The following is a 14,716-nucleotide window of genomic DNA, read 5'->3' as shown; positions in this document are numbered from 1 at the left end:
CGTCGTCGGCGGGTCGCCAGCCCGCAGGCCGCTAGCCGGGCAGCGGGACGCCCGGTTGGTAGCCCGGGGAGGCAGATAGGTGTGAATCGTTTCAACCAACGTTAGCACTCTCCTTTCGTCGTGGCAAGGTCGCTTCCGCCCACCTTGAGACGAGACACCCTGGGCGGGGAACGGGGAGACTGCTGGGAGGAGCTGTTCAGGTGGTGGACACCTCCGGCAGGCTGCATATCTGACGGCGTCGACGCGCGGGCAGGCGCGGGCAGGCGGGGTGCCGGTCAGGGTGGGCTGACGGGGCCGGCGCCAGGCAGGCCAGGTGGGCGGGACGACATGCTCGGCGGCATCGCGGTCCTGCCGGGACGTTGTTGCCGCGCGCGACCCGGCCCGGTTGGCACTGGCTGCTTTTGTCAGGCAGACTCTGCCCGGTAGCGCCCCACAGACCGCAACTGACCCAGAGAGTGCCGATGCCTGCCTCCCGCCCCTCTGTCCGAGATGTCGCCAGGCTCGCCGACGTCTCCGTGGGGACCGTCTCCCACGTCCTCAACCACCCCGAGCGTGTGGCGACTGCAACGCGTGAGCGGGTGGAGTCCGCCATCGTGGAACTGGGCTTCGTGCGCTCACAGACGGCACGGGGGCTACGGGCGGGATCCTCCTTCGCCGTGGGGGTTATTGTCCACGACGTCTCCAACCCCTTCTACACCGAGGCGGCCCGGGGGATCGAGGACCGCCTGCGTGAGGACGGCTGCGTTCCCATGCTGTGCTCCTCCGACGCCGACCCCGGGCGTGAGCTTGACGTCATGCGCCTGCTGGCTGGGATGGACGTGCGCGGCGTCATCATCACCCCTGCGGCCTCGACCGTGGACAACCTGGGGATTCTCAGCGCGCGGCGGATACGGGTCGTCCTCCTGGACCATCCGCCGGTGGAGGGGGTCTCTACCGTCAGCGGGGACGACGTCGCTGGCGCTCGGTCGGCGGTCACCCACCTGCTTGACCGGGGTCACCGGCGTATCGGCTTCGTCAACGGCCCGTCCGTCATGAGGCAGTCGGCCGAGCGTCGCCAGGGGGTGCTGGCCGCGCTCGGTGCCGCAGGGCTGGATCAGGACGACGTGCTGGTGGAGGTGGAGCCTGTGGTGGACGGGAAGAGCTTCACCGCTGACGCCGGCGCCGTGGGCGCCGCGCGGCTCCTGGACTCCCGTCCGGCCCCGTCCGCCCTCTTTTGTGCCAACGACCAGATGGCCATTGGGGCGATGCGGGAGATCCGCCGCCGCGGGCTGGGCATCCCCGGCGACGTTGCTGTCGTGGGCTATGACGACATCCCTGTGGCCTCCCAGCTGATCACCCCTCTGACCAGCGTGAACCAGCAGATGCGCCAGATGGGCGCGGCGGCAGCGCAGATGCTGCTGTCCCAGGAGGGGGACAGGCACGAGGTCTTTGCCCCGGCCCTCGTGGTCCGTGCCTCGACCGCTGCCTGAGGGGCCTGCCGCCGCCCGCAGGGGTGGTTGCCGTTCCCAGCGGGGCGGGCAGCAGGGGGCAGGTGCTACCGGACCGGCTGGTCAGCGGGGTGCGGAGAAGCGCACGGCGGTGCCCGAGGCCGTCACCATGAGCATGCCGTTGTCGCTGCCCAGCGTCTCGTAGTCGATGTCCACCCCGACGACGCCCTCGGCACCGAGCTCCTGGGCGCGCTGCACCATCTCGGCCAGCGCGGTCTCACGGGCCTGGAGGAGCTCGTTCTCGTAGGACTGAGAGCGGCCTCCCACCATGTTGCGGATTCCCGCAGCAAAGTCCTTGAACATGTTGACTCCCGCGATGGTCTCCCCGCACACCACACGCAGGTACTGGGTGACAGGGTAGCCCTCGACCGTAGGGGTGGTAGTGACAATCATGGAGGCTCCTTCTGCCGCAGCCGGGTGGGTTCCCGGCGGGCGGCTCGTCGTGGTCTGGGAACATGGCCCGAGGGCATGACTCAAGGACATGGCCCGGGCTCGCCTCCCGGGACCCTGCCCGGGAAGCGACCCGAGTCAGTGTAGAGGCTGCGCCCGCGCACGTCAGGGCGGGGTCAGTGCCTACCTGCCGGGCTGCCCGCTGGAGCGGTGGGCTGGTGGCGGGCCTGGGCCAGGAGCCGGGCGTAGCGCTCGCCGATCTCCTCGTGTGCTACCGGCGCCCCGTCTACGGTCCAGGTCAGCAGGTGCCTCAGGCTGAAGTGGCGCGAGCACTGTGAGCACGACAGCGGTGTGCTCGGGCGCCGCATCCGGTCCACCTCGTGGCCTGCGGGACACGTCCCCACCCAGGAGCCGCGCAGCCGTGGTGCCTGTGGAGCGACGAGCCGCTTCCCGGAGGCGCCTATCCTGCGGGCCTGGGCCTGCCAGACGGCGTCGTGGCCGTGGTGGGCGCCCACGATGGCGTGGGCGATCTCGTGCAGGACGGTCTCGCGGACCTCCGCCTCCGAGTAGAGGGTCATGAGGTGGCGGCTCAGGGTGATACGACGGCGGGAGTGGTCGGTCTGACCGGCGCGACGCCTGGCGCGGTCCAGGCCTAGCTCCCAGTCGCCCACCCCGTAGGTCTCCATCAGGCGTCGTGCCAGTGTCAGGGCGTCGGGGGCGTGCACGGACCAAAGTCTAGCCGGTGGGCTGGCCCGGGGCCGACGGGGTCCCCGCCCCGGTGGCTATCGCTGCTTGTTCCAAGCGCCTGAGAGGCCAGGCCCTGGTCATGCCACCTCGACCTGCCGTCCTGTTACGTCCCGCCCTTCCCCTTGTTCTGCCCGGCTGCACCCTGTTCCTCGGCGCACTTGGTGTGACAGCATACTGCCGATGTCCCACTCCTCCACAAGCTCGCGCCCTCGGGCCCGCCGCACGGCCCGCGGCGCGGGCTCCTCACGCCAGCCGCGACGGCTGCGCGCCTCACGCCAGGGCGCGGTGCACCGCCGACGGCCCTCCCGGCGCGGCCCGTCCCGGGGGGCTCGCGGGTCCGGTGGGCTCGTGCACAGCCCGCTGGGGATCGTGGTCGGTGCCTTTCTTGTCACGGTCCTCGTGGCGCTGCTCGTGCTGCGGCTGGCGGGGCGTGAGGAGGTGGGTCTGGGCCAGGAGCCGGCGGGCGGGCCCGCTCCGGTTGTCCCGGACACAGAGGGCTTTGACGCCACTCGACTTATTGACGACGAGGTCTTCTACGACTCCGAGGCGATGTCCCTGGCCCAGGTCGAGGCCTTCGTCTCGGAGGTCAACAGCGGCTGCGTGCCGGGTCTGGACGGGACACCGTGCCTGGCGCAGGCTACCTTCGAGATCGAGCACCGGGAGCCGTCGTCCTGGTGTCCTCGCCCAGTATCGGCCTCCTCAGGCGGCAGCGCGGCCCTGGTGGTGTGGGAGGTGGCCCGGGCCTGTGACGTCAACCCGCAGGTCCTGCTGGTTCTTGTCCATAAGGAGCAGGGGCTGTTGACGGCCTCCGGTGCCTCTCTCAGCGCACGTGACTACGAGGCCGCTGCGGGCTACGGCTGTCCCGACGGCGCCGACTGCGACGGACAGTGGTCCGGCTTCTTCCTTCAGCTCTACGGGGCCGCTTCCCAGTTCCAGCGCTACCGTCTGGACCCCGGGGGATACGACGTGGTAGCGGGTGTGCCCGCCGAGGTCTCGTACTCCCCGCAGGCTGAATGCGGTTCCGCGCGGTTGACAGTCGCCAACCAGGCGACGGCCGGTCTGTACAACTACACTCCCTTCCAGCCGAACGAGGCGGTGTCTGTCGGCGGTGACGGCTGTACCTCCTGGGGGAACTGGAACTTCTACGGGTACTTTCGTACGTTCTTTGGTGACCCGACACCGTCCAGGTCCTCCTGAACCGCTGCGGGCGGCGCGTCGGCGTCCCTGAGGCGGGGCCTGGTGAGGCGGGTCTGTGACCTGTGGCTGGTCTGTCACCCGGCCCGGTAGACGCTGCGGTGGCGCGCCGGGACAGCCGGCAGTGGTGGGGTTCGGGTCTCTTGGTGCGAGCGCACATAGTGAGGGCGCTTATAAGAGCGTCATTCTTGTCGCCGATATTGATGGATATCGTTTTGTTGCAGGGCGTCACCGTTTTGATGCCCCTTTTTCAGGCTATATTCAGTGTTCCTTTAAGTATTCTTTCAGGGAATGTCGGCAGAGTTTTACTCACCGCTGGACGGGGGCTGCCGCGAGGTACTGGGGAGTACTGCTGACCGGTTGTCACCGAGTCCGGGCCACAGCCAAGGGAATGTGTCTGGGCGTCCCAGCGAAGGAGGACCCGCTGCCGAATGGGAACCGGTAAGCGACCTCGATGCGAAGGGCCCGTCCCCGGTTGGTCCATACCGGGAACGGGCCCTCGCCGTGTCCTGGACAGTGTGTCCTGGACAGTATCTGCGGTGCCTGTGCTGCCGGTTCCTGCAGGCGGGGAGCCGGGAGGGAGAGCAGGGCGGTCAGGCCGTACCGGAGCACGCGTGCACGCGGCGGGAGCGTCCCGTACGCACCGGTGCTTCGTGCCTCGCCGACCTCGTGAGACTATGCGGCCATGACACTGCCGCTGCTCTCGCAGGCTACCTGGGCCGCCACGTCCTGGGTGGTCGTGGAGTACCTCATTAAGGTGGTCGCGCTGGGGGTGGTGCCAGAGAACCGGCGTCCGTCGTCCTCGACAGCGTGGCTGCTGCTGATCTTTCTGCTTCCTGTCGTGGGTTTTCCTCTGTACCTGCTTATCGGCAGCCCGTGGGTGCGCGGCAAGCGGCTGGAGCAGCAGAACGCTGTCAATGAGGTCGCCCTGAGGTATACCCGCTCCGTCCCGGACGTGCCAGCCGACGCGCTTCCCAGCAGCGCCGTGGCGGGAGTGCTGCGTATGAACCGCGAGCTGACAGGGCTGCCGTGCGTGACCGGTGAGGTAGTCGCTGTCCACACTGACGCGGTCAGCACCTACGAGCAGATGGCGCGTGCCGTCGATGCCGCCACCTCCTACGTCCACGTCGAGTTCTACATCATGAGCTGGGACGAGGTCACGGATGGCTTCTTCGCAGCGCTGGAGCGGGCAGCCTCGCGCGGGGTGACGGTGCGGCTCCTCCTGGACCACCTGGGCAGCCGCAAGTACCCGGGGTGGAGGAGCCTGGGCCAGCGTCTGAGCGACGCGGGTATCCACTGGCACCTCATGATGCCGCTGCTGCCGCTGCGGGGCAGATGGCGTCGTCCGGATCTGCGTAACCACCGCAAGATCCTGGTTGTCGACGGCGAGCGCGCCTTCGTGGGCTCGCACAACGTCATCGACCCGACCTACCGGCTGCGGCGCAACCGGTGGTCAGGGCGCACCTGGGCCGACCTGTCGGTCGAGGTCACCGGTGAGATCGTCCAGGAGGCCCAGGCTGTCTTCGCGATGGACTGGTACTTTGAGGCCGACGAGCAGCTAGCAGAGCTGGAGATGGCCTTTAGCGACCAGGCCCGAGCTCCGCGTCACGCGGGGGGCGGGCCCGCTGGTTGGTGCACCGGCATCTCGTCCGGGGCGGCCAGGTGCGGTCGTCAATGCCATGCAGCTGGTCCCCTCGGGGCCCGGGTACCCCACCCAGCCTAACCTGCGGATGTTCCTCGGACTCATCCACGGGCACGGCACCGGGTGTCCATCACCAGCCCCTACTTCATACCTGACGAAGCCCTGCTGGCGGCCATGACTTCTGCGGCTTACCGGGGAGTCGAGGTGGAGCTGTTCGTGGGCAAGGAGTCTGACCAGTTCGTCGTCAACCACGCCCAGCGCTCCTACTACGGGATGCTGCTGGCCGCAGGGGTGAGGATCTACAGGTACCCGGCTCCCACGGTGCTGCACGCCAAGTACATGACGGTGGACGACGAGGTGGGGGTGATCGGTTCCTCCAACATGGACTACCGCTCCTTCGCGCTGAACTATGAGGTGATGCTCCTTGCCTTCGGCGGGGACATGGACGACCTGCTGCGGGCCAACGACGAGCGCTACCGCCGCGTCTCCTCCGAGCTGACGGCCCAGGAGTGGGCGCGTGAGCCCTGGTACCGTCGCTACGTGGACAACGTCTGCCGCTTGCTGTCGGCCGTGCTGTAGCCCCCTCCCTCGTGCTGGGCTGTGCTCGGTGAAGGAGGATGGAGTCATGAGCTGTCTTGCACGTGTCGTGTCCGGTCCGGCCGATGGCCCGGTCCTCCTTCTCCTGCACGGTGTCACCGGATCGGCTGTCTCGCTGGCTGACGCGATTGAGCACTGGGCGGGGCTGGGCTACCGGGTGGTGGCTGTCGATGCCCGCGGCCATGGGCTGTCACCCCGGTGGACGCAGGGGGACCTGGCCCGGGCGGGGGAGGTCCTCGTCGAGGACGTCGTCGGCGTCCTCGACGAGCTGCAAGACTCCTGCGGACCTGGGACGCAGGCCGCTCCTGTCGGCGGGGGCGTACCCGAGGACGGGCAGGGGGCTGCTGGCTTCCGGGGCGGCGCGCCGGTGCTGGTCGGGCACTCCATGGGTGCGGCTACGGCGATGGCGGTGGCGGTGCGCTGTCCTGGGAAGGTAGCGGGGGTGGTCCTGGAGGACCCTGCCCTCTACGGCACGCGCACCCCCGAGGAGCTGGCCGTCCGGGGGGCCGCCCGGGAGCGTGCGCGTGCTGCCGAGGCTGCGGACCCGGCGGCGGGGGTGGCTCGCGGTGCCCAGGTGCTGCCCGACGCAGAGGTCCTGCCCTCGGTCTGGGCGTCCCAGCGATGTGACCCGGCGTTTCTTCTCAGCGGGGTGGTGGCCCCGGCGCTGCCGTGGCGGGAGGCGGTTGCGGCGCTGAGGGTGCCGACCCTGCTGGTGACAGGAGACCGCCCGGGAAGCGCCCGTGTGGGGCGGGAGGGGCTGGCGGTGGTGGAGGCCATAGCCAGTCCGTGGGTGGAGACCGTCCTTGTCCCCGGGGCGGGGCACCAGGTACGGCGTTCCTGCCCCAGCGCCTTCTACGACGCCGTGGACCGCTGGCTGGCGCGGCAGGCAGCGGCAGGGCGTCGAGGTGCCGGTCAGCATCCTGTCGGGGGGCCTGTCTGAGAAGCCCGGTGTCGTTCCTGCCGCAGGAGCTGCTTCCTCGCGGTGTCGCGGGGCGTCCCGGGAACCACAGGTGCGTGCGTGCGGGCAGCCTCCACAGGGCCGACGGCGGCGCAGGGACGACGTCCTTCGATGCGCTCAGCCTGGAGAAGCGGGCACGGTGCCCGCGGGGCGCCCCGACCGCGCCCCAAGCACCTAAGGAGGACTGTATGCGCAGGACGCTGGGCACGTTATGGGCGTGCCTCATTCTGACTCGGCCCGGGCTGAGCCAGTCAGCCCCTCGGGCTCTTGTCATGAGGGGGAGCAGGCATGGCGAGGAAGGCATGGCGACTGCCGAGTACGCCGTCGGCACCTTGGCGGCTGCCGCCTTCGCAGGCCTGCTCCTGGCCCTGATCCGCTCCGGTAGCCTCACCGGGGCGCTGCAGGCCCTGATCGAGTCGGCCCTGTCCGTGGGCTGATGCGATGTGTGGCTTCATCCCCAGGGAGACCGGCCCCGGGGTCCTCCGGCCCCGGGAGCAGACAGGGAGGCAGGTCCCGAGGTGGCGGGAAGAGCGGGGCATGGTGACTGCCGAGCTGGCAGTGTCCCTGCCTGCTGTCCTTCTTGTGCTGCTCCTGACCCTGTCCGCGGTGAGCGCCGGCCTGGCCCAGATGCGGGTGGCCGACGCCGCCCGGACCGCGGCCCGCCAGGCCGCCGTGGGTGCCCAGGACGTGGAGGGCCCGGCCCAGGCCGTAGCGGACAGGGTGAGCCTGCGTGTCGAGACCGGTGAGCTGACGTGTGTCACCGCCTCCCGGCCCGTGTCCGGGCCGTTCTCGGTCCTGGGGCTGACAGTCACCTCCCGGGCCTGCGCCTACACGGAACCGGGTGTTCCGTGAGGGCAGCCGTAGGAGTCCTCGGAAGGCAGGAGCCCGGGAGGCACAGGCAGCCTCCTCCAGTGCCCCGGCCGGGACCGCAGCGGGAGTGCCGGTGGAGGTACTGGTGGAGGCGCTGGCAGGAACCTCTGCGGTCCGTGGCGCCGCGCCGGGTCTACGAGGACGACCGCGGGGCGGGGACCGTGACGGCGCTGGGGGTGGTGGGGGTGCTTCTGGTCCTGGCTCTTGGCGTCATCGGTCTCGCCCAGGCCCAGGCGGCCTCGGGCCGGGCGCGGACGGCTGCCGACCTCTCGGCGCTCGCAGGTGCCACGGTCGTCTCCTCGGTGACTGCACCGGGAGATCCCTGCGACGCGGCCCAGCGGGTGGCGGGGGCCAACGGTGCCCGGTTGGGTGAGTGCACTGTCAAGGGGGAGGACGTGACCGTGAGTGTCACGGTACCGGTGGAGGTCCTAGGAGTTCCTCGTCACGCCCAGGCCCAGGCCCGGGCCGGCCCCCTCAACGCGCTCCCCGGCCTTTGAGCGCTCCTCTGGCTGCTGTCACTGCCACCATAGTGGCGACGGCCTGGTGGGCGCCCTCCTTCTGGTAGGCCGCCTCTGGAAGCGGGCGGCCTACCAGAAGGACGCCCGTCACTCCTGGCTCGTGTACTGGTGAGGCTGCTGCGGCTGAGCAGGCGGCTGCTGGTCCTGGTTGGCAGCAGGCTGCTGGAGAGGTGGCGGGCCAGGCTGTGCGGAGGGTGCCGTCCCCGTTGCGGGCGGCTCCGGGCTGGCTGGCGCTGCCCGATGCCTCCTTCTACGGCGTAGGAGGATGGTGGTGGTCACGGCCCCGACCACGGCCAGGAGCGCTACCCCGCCCAGAGCCACCCACGGCAGTGGCGAGAACGAGGAGTCCTCGGCCTGGGCGCGCAGCGTGCCCTCCTCCTCAAGGACGTCCGACCAGGTGACTGAGCTCCCGTCGATCTCAGCGTTCCCGGAGGCCTCAGTCACCTCTCCCGGGAAGGTAATGGTGAGGCTGACGTCCATAGGTCCGTAGAACGACTCGATGGTCTCTCGAGAGGTTGTCCCGCGGTCGAGCTCGACGACGTAGCTGCCCTCCTCGTGAGACACCGTCGTGCTGGCGTCCATCTCATCCAGGGGGACGTCAGCGCTGGTGATCTGGCAGGCGGGCTGGCCCTGGTGGTCGGTCCAGGTGAAGGCCGTCTCCTCGGCAGTGTCAGGGAGGGGGGCGGTGGCGCCCAGCATGTCGGACATTCCTTCCGCCGAGCAGTCCGTCTCCGACAGCGCGCTGTCCCACACCACGACCGAGGAGCGAACTGTGTCCTTGTCCCCGTCGATCGTCATGGTGATGTGAGCGTCGCAGGAGGTGAGAAGCAGCGCCGCAGAGGCAAGGAGTAAGGCCGCGGTGCAGCGCAGGCGCATGGGAGAACGTCTTGTCATGCCCGAATTCTTATAGGGATGAGGTGTGTCCAGGCAAGCTCGTTGTCTGCTTCCGGATACCTGGATGACAGGGCACTACAGGGATACAGAACCCTGAGACCTCATTGACGCATGCTTGTTGCAGACTCTTTTCTCCGTACGTGCCCCGGCTGTCGCGGAGCGCCTCCGGTCGGAGGGTGCCCGAAGACCAGGTGACGCTGAGCCAGGTAGCTGGTGACGTAGACAGTGCTGTCCGCAAGGACCTTGGCCAGGCCCAGAGGTATCCCGATCCCGGTCAGGGCGAGCAGCAGCAGGTAGCTGGCGGCGACAAGGCTGCAGGCCAGGACGGCGTAGCGCGCCACGGTGCTTCTCGTCGTTGCCTGCCCGGCCCCGAAGACCCGACGGTTCATGAGGTAGTTCGCGGTAGCGCTGATCAGGCGCGCCGCTACCACCGGTCCCAGGAGGCGACCGGTCAGCGCGTGAAGCACCACGACCACTAGCCAGTCGATACAAAACCCCGCCAGGGACGTGGCCGTGAAGGCCAGAAGCGGTGCGTAGACCCTGAACGAGTCACGCAGCGGCCTGAAGTGGCTGGAGGTGTTTCCCGGCTCGTAGACGGTGGCGATCTCCACCTGCTCCACGTCCAGGCCTAGCCTGTGCGCTCGCAGTAGCAAGGCCAGCTCGTACTCGTACCTGTTGCCGCCGACCTGCTGAAGCCAGGCCAGCTGTCCTGCCGGGTAGCCGCGTAGGCCGGTCTGGGTGTCGTGCAGCCTCCACCCGGTAACGGCACGAAGCAGCAGGGAGGTCACGGTGTTGCCGACCCGGCTGCGCAGGGGGACCGGCCCACGGAACCGGCGTACCCCCAGGGTCATGTGCCTGCTGTGGCGTACACGCGAGGCCACGTCGGCAATGTCCTCTGGCTTGTGCTGGCCGTCGGCGTCGGCGCACACGACGTCCGCCTGGGGACACAGGTCGCAGGCTCGTGCCAGTCCGCTGCGCAGGGCCTCGCCCTTGCCCCGGTTACGCGCCAGGGTGACGACGTGGGCGCCATGGGACCGGACGGTGGCAAAGACCTCGGCGTAGTCGGGGCCGGACCCGTCGTCCACGACGAGGACCGCGCAGCCGGAGCACCTGTGGAGCACCTGACGCACCAGGTCGGGGAGGCGGCGGTCCGGACGGTAGGCGGGGATCAGGACTACCAGAGTGGCTACCGGGGTCTGCTCTCCCTCCGGGCGCGGGTCCCGCTGTGGGTCCTGGAGGCGGGGGTGTTGGCCCGGCTGGGGGGAGGCCGCAGGCAGACCTGCCGCCGCCTGCTGGGGGCTGGTACGTGGGGTGGTACACGGGGACGTGGGGACCAGGGCCGGCGTGGTTGTCGTCGTGGTTGTCGTCATGGTTGTCGCAGCCATGTCATGAGCCGTTGGCGATGTAGAGGATGTCCGAGGTGGCTCTCTCCCCTCCGTTGGAGGGCCGGTTGAGGACCGAGCCGTTGAGGTACAGGGTGGACGAGCCTCCTCCGTCGAGGTTGTAGGCGGCCTGGCACCCCAGGTCCACCATGATCTGGGCGAGTTCGGTCATGGTGACTCCGCGGGAGTAGCCTCGGTCCCTGCCGTCCACCACGACGAGCACGAGGTGGTTGGTCCCTACCCACCCCACTGCCGTGCGGGGCTGCTCGCCCTGGATGGAGTGGTTGCCGACGTTGGTGTCCACCTCGACGGAGTCGATACCCGGCAGGACCGCGGCGTCCTTGACCAGGGCGGGACCGAAGGACAGCGTGTTCCACGCCCCCGCGGCCAGGAGCGTCTGGGCGTCGGTACTGGTCTCGTCATAGACCTCGGCGCGGCCGTCGGTGTAGAAGACCATGCCGTCACGCGCGCCGCTGTCACGGTAGACGGTGCCGTTGCGGATGAGGATCCCGTCGGTGCGGAAGCCGTAGTAGTCTCCGTTGACCGCCAGGACGGCGTTGTGCTGAGAAGCGATCTCGCTGGGCCTGGCGGTGATGTTGGTGCCGTAGGAGTTCTTGGCGAAGGCGCTGCGCAGGGTAGTGGCGTGGGACAGGCTGACGTCGGCGACGTAGTAGGTGACCGCCTGCGCCCCGGACCCGGTAGTGACCTGGTGGGTCTCAATGCTGGTGGCGGAGGAGGAGTAGCCGGTCTCGGTCACGCTGACGGACTCGGCGTTCACAGAGGCTCCGGAGGAGGTGACCGAGCTGTTGCGCGCCTCGTAGGCGGAGACGTCGTCCACTTCGACGTGATCGATGACAAAGCGGTTGAGAGCCCAGGTGCTGGCCCCTGTGGCGACCAGGCCCAGGGCGGCGGCACCTCCCAGCAGGAAACGGCGACGTGCGTGCCTCCGGGGTGCCCGGATGATGGTCCGAGCTGCCTGCGGCGTGTCTTCTGGCGGGGTGGCTGGAGCGCTGTCGGGCGTGTCCGGGTCGGGGCCGTGCGGGCTGTTGTGCATGGCGCAACCCTGACGCTCAGGTGTGTGCCGCCCGTAGGTTCACCGTGTGCGTCTGCTGTGAGGGGAGGAGGCCGTAGCAGATCCTGACGGAGCCGGGGAGGCCGGGAAGGTTGGGGAGGACGGGGAAGGAGGTCGCGAGCGAGGCGATGGGGAGAACCAGGTGCGGGGGTTGCGGGAGTGAGAGGCGTCATGCTCTGCGAGGCGGAATAGAACACCCGGCCCTAGAGTTGAGTCGGGCAGACTCAGAGATGATGTTGACAAGACCATGCTCAACAACAATCATGAGCGCATGAGGCTCAACCTGCTGACGCTCTGCGTCAGACATGGTGGCCCGTGCTGACAACTTCACCCGACCTCAGCGCCCCGCGCACCAGCTGCACGGTCCTGCGAAGCCACTGGGCTCCACGGGCCGTGTACCGGCCAGGGCGCGACAAGAACAGTAAGGAGAGCCCGTATGGCACGCGCTGTCGGTATCGACCTGGGAACCACAAACTCTGCGATTGCCATCCTGGAGGGTGGCGAGCCCACCATCATCCCTAACGCTGAGGGCGGCCGCACCACTCCGTCGGTCGTCGCCTTCTCCAAGTCTGGCGAGGTGCTGGTCGGTGAGGTCGCCAAGCGTCAGGCCGTCACCAACGTGGACCGGACCATCTCCTCGGTCAAGCGTCACATGGGCACGGACTGGTCCGTCACCATCGACGACAAGAAGTACACCGCCCAGGAGATCAGCGCCCGTATCCTGGCCAAGCTCAAGGCTGACGCGGAGTCCTACCTGGGGGAGTCCGTAACCAACGCCGTCATCACTGTTCCGGCCTACTTCAACGACGCCGAGCGCCAGGCCACCAAGGAGGCCGGGACCATCGCCGGGCTGACTGTGGACCGTATCGTCAACGAGCCGACTGCCGCTGCCCTGGCCTACGGGCTGGACAAGGGCAAGGAGGACGAGCTCATCCTCGTCTTCGACCTGGGTGGGGGAACCTTCGACGTCTCCCTGCTGGAGGTCGGCAAGGACGAGGACGGCTTCTCCACCATCCAGGTGCGTGCCACCAACGGCGACAACCGCCTGGGCGGTGACGACTGGGACGCCCGCATTGTCGACTGGCTGGTCAGCCAGGTGAAGTCCAAGAGCGGCGTGGACCTGTCCAAGGACAAGATCGCCATGCAGCGCCTGCGTGACGCGGCCGAGCAGGCCAAGAAGGAGCTGTCCTCGGCGACCTCCACGGACATCAACCTGCAGTACCTGTCCATGAGCGAGGCTGGTCCTGTCCACCTGGACGAGAGGCTCTCCCGCTCCCGCTTCGAGGAGATGACTGCGGACCTCATCGAGCGCACCAAGGTTCCTTTCCACAACGTCATCAAGGACGCCGGGGTCTCCCTGTCCGAGATCGACCACGTGGTCCTGGTCGGAGGCTCGACCCGTATGCCCGCGGTCACCGAGGTGGTGCGCGAGCTGACCGGCGGCAAGGAGCCCAACAAGGGCGTCAACCCTGACGAGGTCGTCGCCGTGGGCGCCTCCCTGCAGGCCGGTGTCATCCAGGGCGACCGCAAGGACGTGCTCCTGATCGACGTCACGCCGCTCAGCCTGGGCATCGAGACCAAGGGCGGGGTCATGACCAAGCTCATCGAGCGCAACACGGCCATCCCCACCAAGCGCAGCGAGGTGTTCTCCACCGCCGAGGACAACCAGCCCTCCGTCCTCATCCAGGTCTACCAGGGTGAGCGTGAGTTTGCCCGTGACAACAAGCCGCTGGGCACCTTCGAGCTGACCGGCATCGCCCCGGCGCCCCGGGGCATCCCCCAGATCGAGGTCTCCTTCGACATCGACGCCAACGGTATTGTCCACGTCTCCGCCAAGGACCGTGGTACCGGCAAGGAGCAGTCGATGACCATCTCCGGAGGCTCGGCCCTGCCCAAGGAGGACATCGACCGTATGGTCAAGGAGGCTGAGGCCCACGCCGAGGAGGACAAGAAGCGGCGCGAGGACGCCGAGACCCGCAACGCCGCTGAGCAGCAGGCCTACTCCATCGACAAGCTCCTCAAGGACAACAAGGACAAGCTGCCCGACGACGTCAGCTCCGAGGTCTCCGGTGCTGTCGAGGACCTGAAGAAGGCCCTGGAGGGTGAGGACATCGAGCCCGTCAAGGCGGCTCAGGAGAAGCTGAACACTGTCGCCCAGAAGGTCGGGGAGGCGCTCTACGCGGCTGACGCCGCTGCCCAGGCCGCCGGCAGCGAGGGCGAGGCCGCCTCTGCGGGAGCCTCCGCAGGCACCTCCGGAGACGACGAGGACATCGTGGACGCGGAGATCGTGGACGACGAGGACTCCAAGTGAGTGCCGCCGGTCCTGTGCCTGAGGGCGAGGGGGTCGACCCCGAGCTGGAGGCGGCGGTGGAGTCCGCTTTCGAGGAGGTCCCGAGGAGGTCCGTGACTGTCTCCAGGACGGGGCTGCTCCCGGGGAGGCGCCTGCGGCGCCAGGTGCCGGGGAGGGGGACGTGCCGCAGGGGAGGAGAACCCCGACCCCTGAGCCAGGCTCGGGCCGAGGCTGCTCAGGCGGCCGAGGACCTGGCCCGGGCGCGTGCGGACCTCTACAACCTCCAGCAGGAGTACCAGGGCTTTGTGCGGCGCTCCCGCGAGGCCGCGGCCGGGCACCGCCAGGCGGGTGCGGCCGGGGTCGTGGAGGCGCTGATCCCGGTCCTGGACGAGGTCGAGCTGGCTCGCCAGCACGGAGACCTGACTGGGACCTTCGAGACCACGGCCACCAAGCTGGAGGCGGTCCTGAGGGACAAGTTCTCCCTGGAGCGGTTCGGGGCCGAGGGCGAGCCCTTTGACCCCACCATCCACGAGGCGCTCATGGCCACGGAGTCCGAGGAGGTCACCGAGCCCACGATCGTCCTGGTGCTCCAGCCCGGCTACCGCCTTGGGGAGCGCGTGGTACGGGCGGCACGTGTGCAGGTCGCCAACCCGGCCTGACCTGGGTGCCACCCCG

Annotated in this window: 14 protein-coding genes and 1 pseudogene; 10 read left to right on the top strand and 5 right to left on the bottom strand. The window is 68.9% G+C overall.

Annotated elements, in window-relative coordinates; all coding sequences use genetic code 11:
• The first annotated feature begins 461 nt into the window (after positions 1-461).
• Positions 462-1,469 carry a LacI family DNA-binding transcriptional regulator gene (locus D5R93_RS11845; protein WP_119835546.1) on the top strand — a complete coding sequence of 336 codons (1,008 nt, stop codon included), beginning with the start codon at positions 462-464 and terminating at the stop codon, positions 1,467-1,469.
• An 81-nt stretch (positions 1,470-1,550) separates the two neighbouring features.
• On the opposite strand, the gene D5R93_RS11840 is transcribed toward D5R93_RS11845, so the two are convergent.
• The gene (locus D5R93_RS11840) at positions 1,551-1,880 is read right to left on the bottom strand and encodes a putative heavy metal-binding protein (protein ID WP_119835547.1); all 330 of its coding nucleotides are present in this window, start codon (positions 1,878-1,880) and stop codon (positions 1,551-1,553) included.
• A gap of 173 nt (positions 1,881-2,053) precedes the next feature.
• Positions 2,054-2,602, bottom strand: coding sequence for a SprT-like domain-containing protein (locus tag D5R93_RS11835; RefSeq protein WP_119835548.1), 549 nt, complete (start codon positions 2,600-2,602; stop codon positions 2,054-2,056).
• 202 nt (positions 2,603-2,804) lie between these two features.
• Between D5R93_RS11835 and D5R93_RS11830 the strand changes: the two genes are divergently transcribed.
• The 7 genes and pseudogenes from D5R93_RS11830 (at position 2,805) to D5R93_RS11805 (ending at position 8,382) form a co-directional block, all read left to right on the top strand.
• The gene (locus D5R93_RS11830) at positions 2,805-3,821 is read left to right on the top strand and encodes a hemagglutinin (RefSeq protein ID WP_310732065.1); all 1,017 of its coding nucleotides are present in this window, start codon (positions 2,805-2,807) and stop codon (positions 3,819-3,821) included.
• A 682-nt stretch (positions 3,822-4,503) separates the two neighbouring features.
• A complete protein-coding gene (locus D5R93_RS11825) occupies positions 4,504-5,541 on the top strand; it encodes a phospholipase D-like domain-containing protein (RefSeq protein WP_243106780.1) in 1,038 nt (345 codons plus the stop codon).
• Between the two features lie 39 nt (positions 5,542-5,580).
• A pseudogene (locus D5R93_RS15070) lies at positions 5,581-6,039 on the top strand (phospholipase D-like domain-containing protein); the annotation flags it as partial.
• A gap of 46 nt (positions 6,040-6,085) precedes the next feature.
• Complete coding sequence (locus D5R93_RS11820) at positions 6,086-6,997, top strand: alpha/beta fold hydrolase (RefSeq protein WP_120205425.1); 912 nt, start codon at positions 6,086-6,088, stop codon at positions 6,995-6,997.
• A 206-nt stretch (positions 6,998-7,203) separates the two neighbouring features.
• On the top strand, positions 7,204-7,452 hold the full coding sequence (locus tag D5R93_RS11815) for a DUF4244 domain-containing protein (RefSeq protein WP_119835551.1): 249 nt from the start codon (positions 7,204-7,206) through the stop codon (positions 7,450-7,452).
• A 100-nt stretch (positions 7,453-7,552) separates the two neighbouring features.
• Positions 7,553-7,867 carry a TadE family type IV pilus minor pilin gene (locus D5R93_RS11810; RefSeq protein ID WP_119835552.1) on the top strand — a complete coding sequence of 105 codons (315 nt, stop codon included), beginning with the start codon at positions 7,553-7,555 and terminating at the stop codon, positions 7,865-7,867.
• Positions 7,868-8,001: 134 nt separating this feature from the next.
• Complete coding sequence (locus D5R93_RS11805; protein WP_205570057.1) at positions 8,002-8,382, top strand: Rv3654c family TadE-like protein; 381 nt, start codon at positions 8,002-8,004, stop codon at positions 8,380-8,382.
• A 108-nt stretch (positions 8,383-8,490) separates the two neighbouring features.
• Here D5R93_RS11805 and D5R93_RS11800 read toward each other — a convergent pair whose 3' ends face one another.
• The 3 genes from D5R93_RS11800 to D5R93_RS11790 all read right to left on the bottom strand — a co-directional run bounded on the left by D5R93_RS11800 (position 8,491) and on the right by D5R93_RS11790 (position 11,733).
• Entirely contained in the window at positions 8,491-9,297 is an 807-nt protein-coding gene (locus D5R93_RS11800) for an LppM family (lipo)protein (protein ID WP_147392838.1), read from the bottom strand.
• A 101-nt stretch (positions 9,298-9,398) separates the two neighbouring features.
• Positions 9,399-10,682, bottom strand: a complete 1,284-nt coding sequence (locus D5R93_RS11795) for a bifunctional glycosyltransferase family 2/GtrA family protein (RefSeq protein WP_243106778.1) — start codon at positions 10,680-10,682, stop codon at positions 9,399-9,401.
• A 1-nt stretch (position 10,683) separates the two neighbouring features.
• Positions 10,684-11,733, bottom strand: a complete 1,050-nt coding sequence (locus D5R93_RS11790; RefSeq protein ID WP_120205422.1) for a phosphodiester glycosidase family protein — start codon at positions 11,731-11,733, stop codon at positions 10,684-10,686.
• 454 nt (positions 11,734-12,187) lie between these two features.
• Here D5R93_RS11790 and dnaK point away from each other — a divergent pair, with 454 nt between their 5' ends.
• Together dnaK and grpE are read left to right on the top strand one after the other, a co-directional pair.
• Positions 12,188-14,062, top strand: coding sequence for a molecular chaperone DnaK (dnaK, locus tag D5R93_RS11785; RefSeq protein WP_119835555.1), 1,875 nt, complete (start codon positions 12,188-12,190; stop codon positions 14,060-14,062).
• Positions 14,059-14,700, top strand: a complete 642-nt coding sequence (gene grpE / locus D5R93_RS11780) for a nucleotide exchange factor GrpE (RefSeq protein WP_120205420.1) — start codon at positions 14,059-14,061, stop codon at positions 14,698-14,700. Before dnaK ends, grpE begins: the two co-directional genes overlap by 4 nt.
• The last annotated feature ends 16 nt before the right edge of the window (positions 14,701-14,716 follow it).

The organism is Actinomyces lilanjuaniae (assembly GCF_003606385.1).
In the GTDB taxonomy this organism is placed as follows: Bacteria; Actinomycetota; Actinomycetes; order Actinomycetales; family Actinomycetaceae; genus Actinomyces; species Actinomyces lilanjuaniae.
The sequence above is the reverse complement of the archived record's forward strand: the minus strand, read 5'-3'. Positions and strand labels throughout refer to the sequence as shown.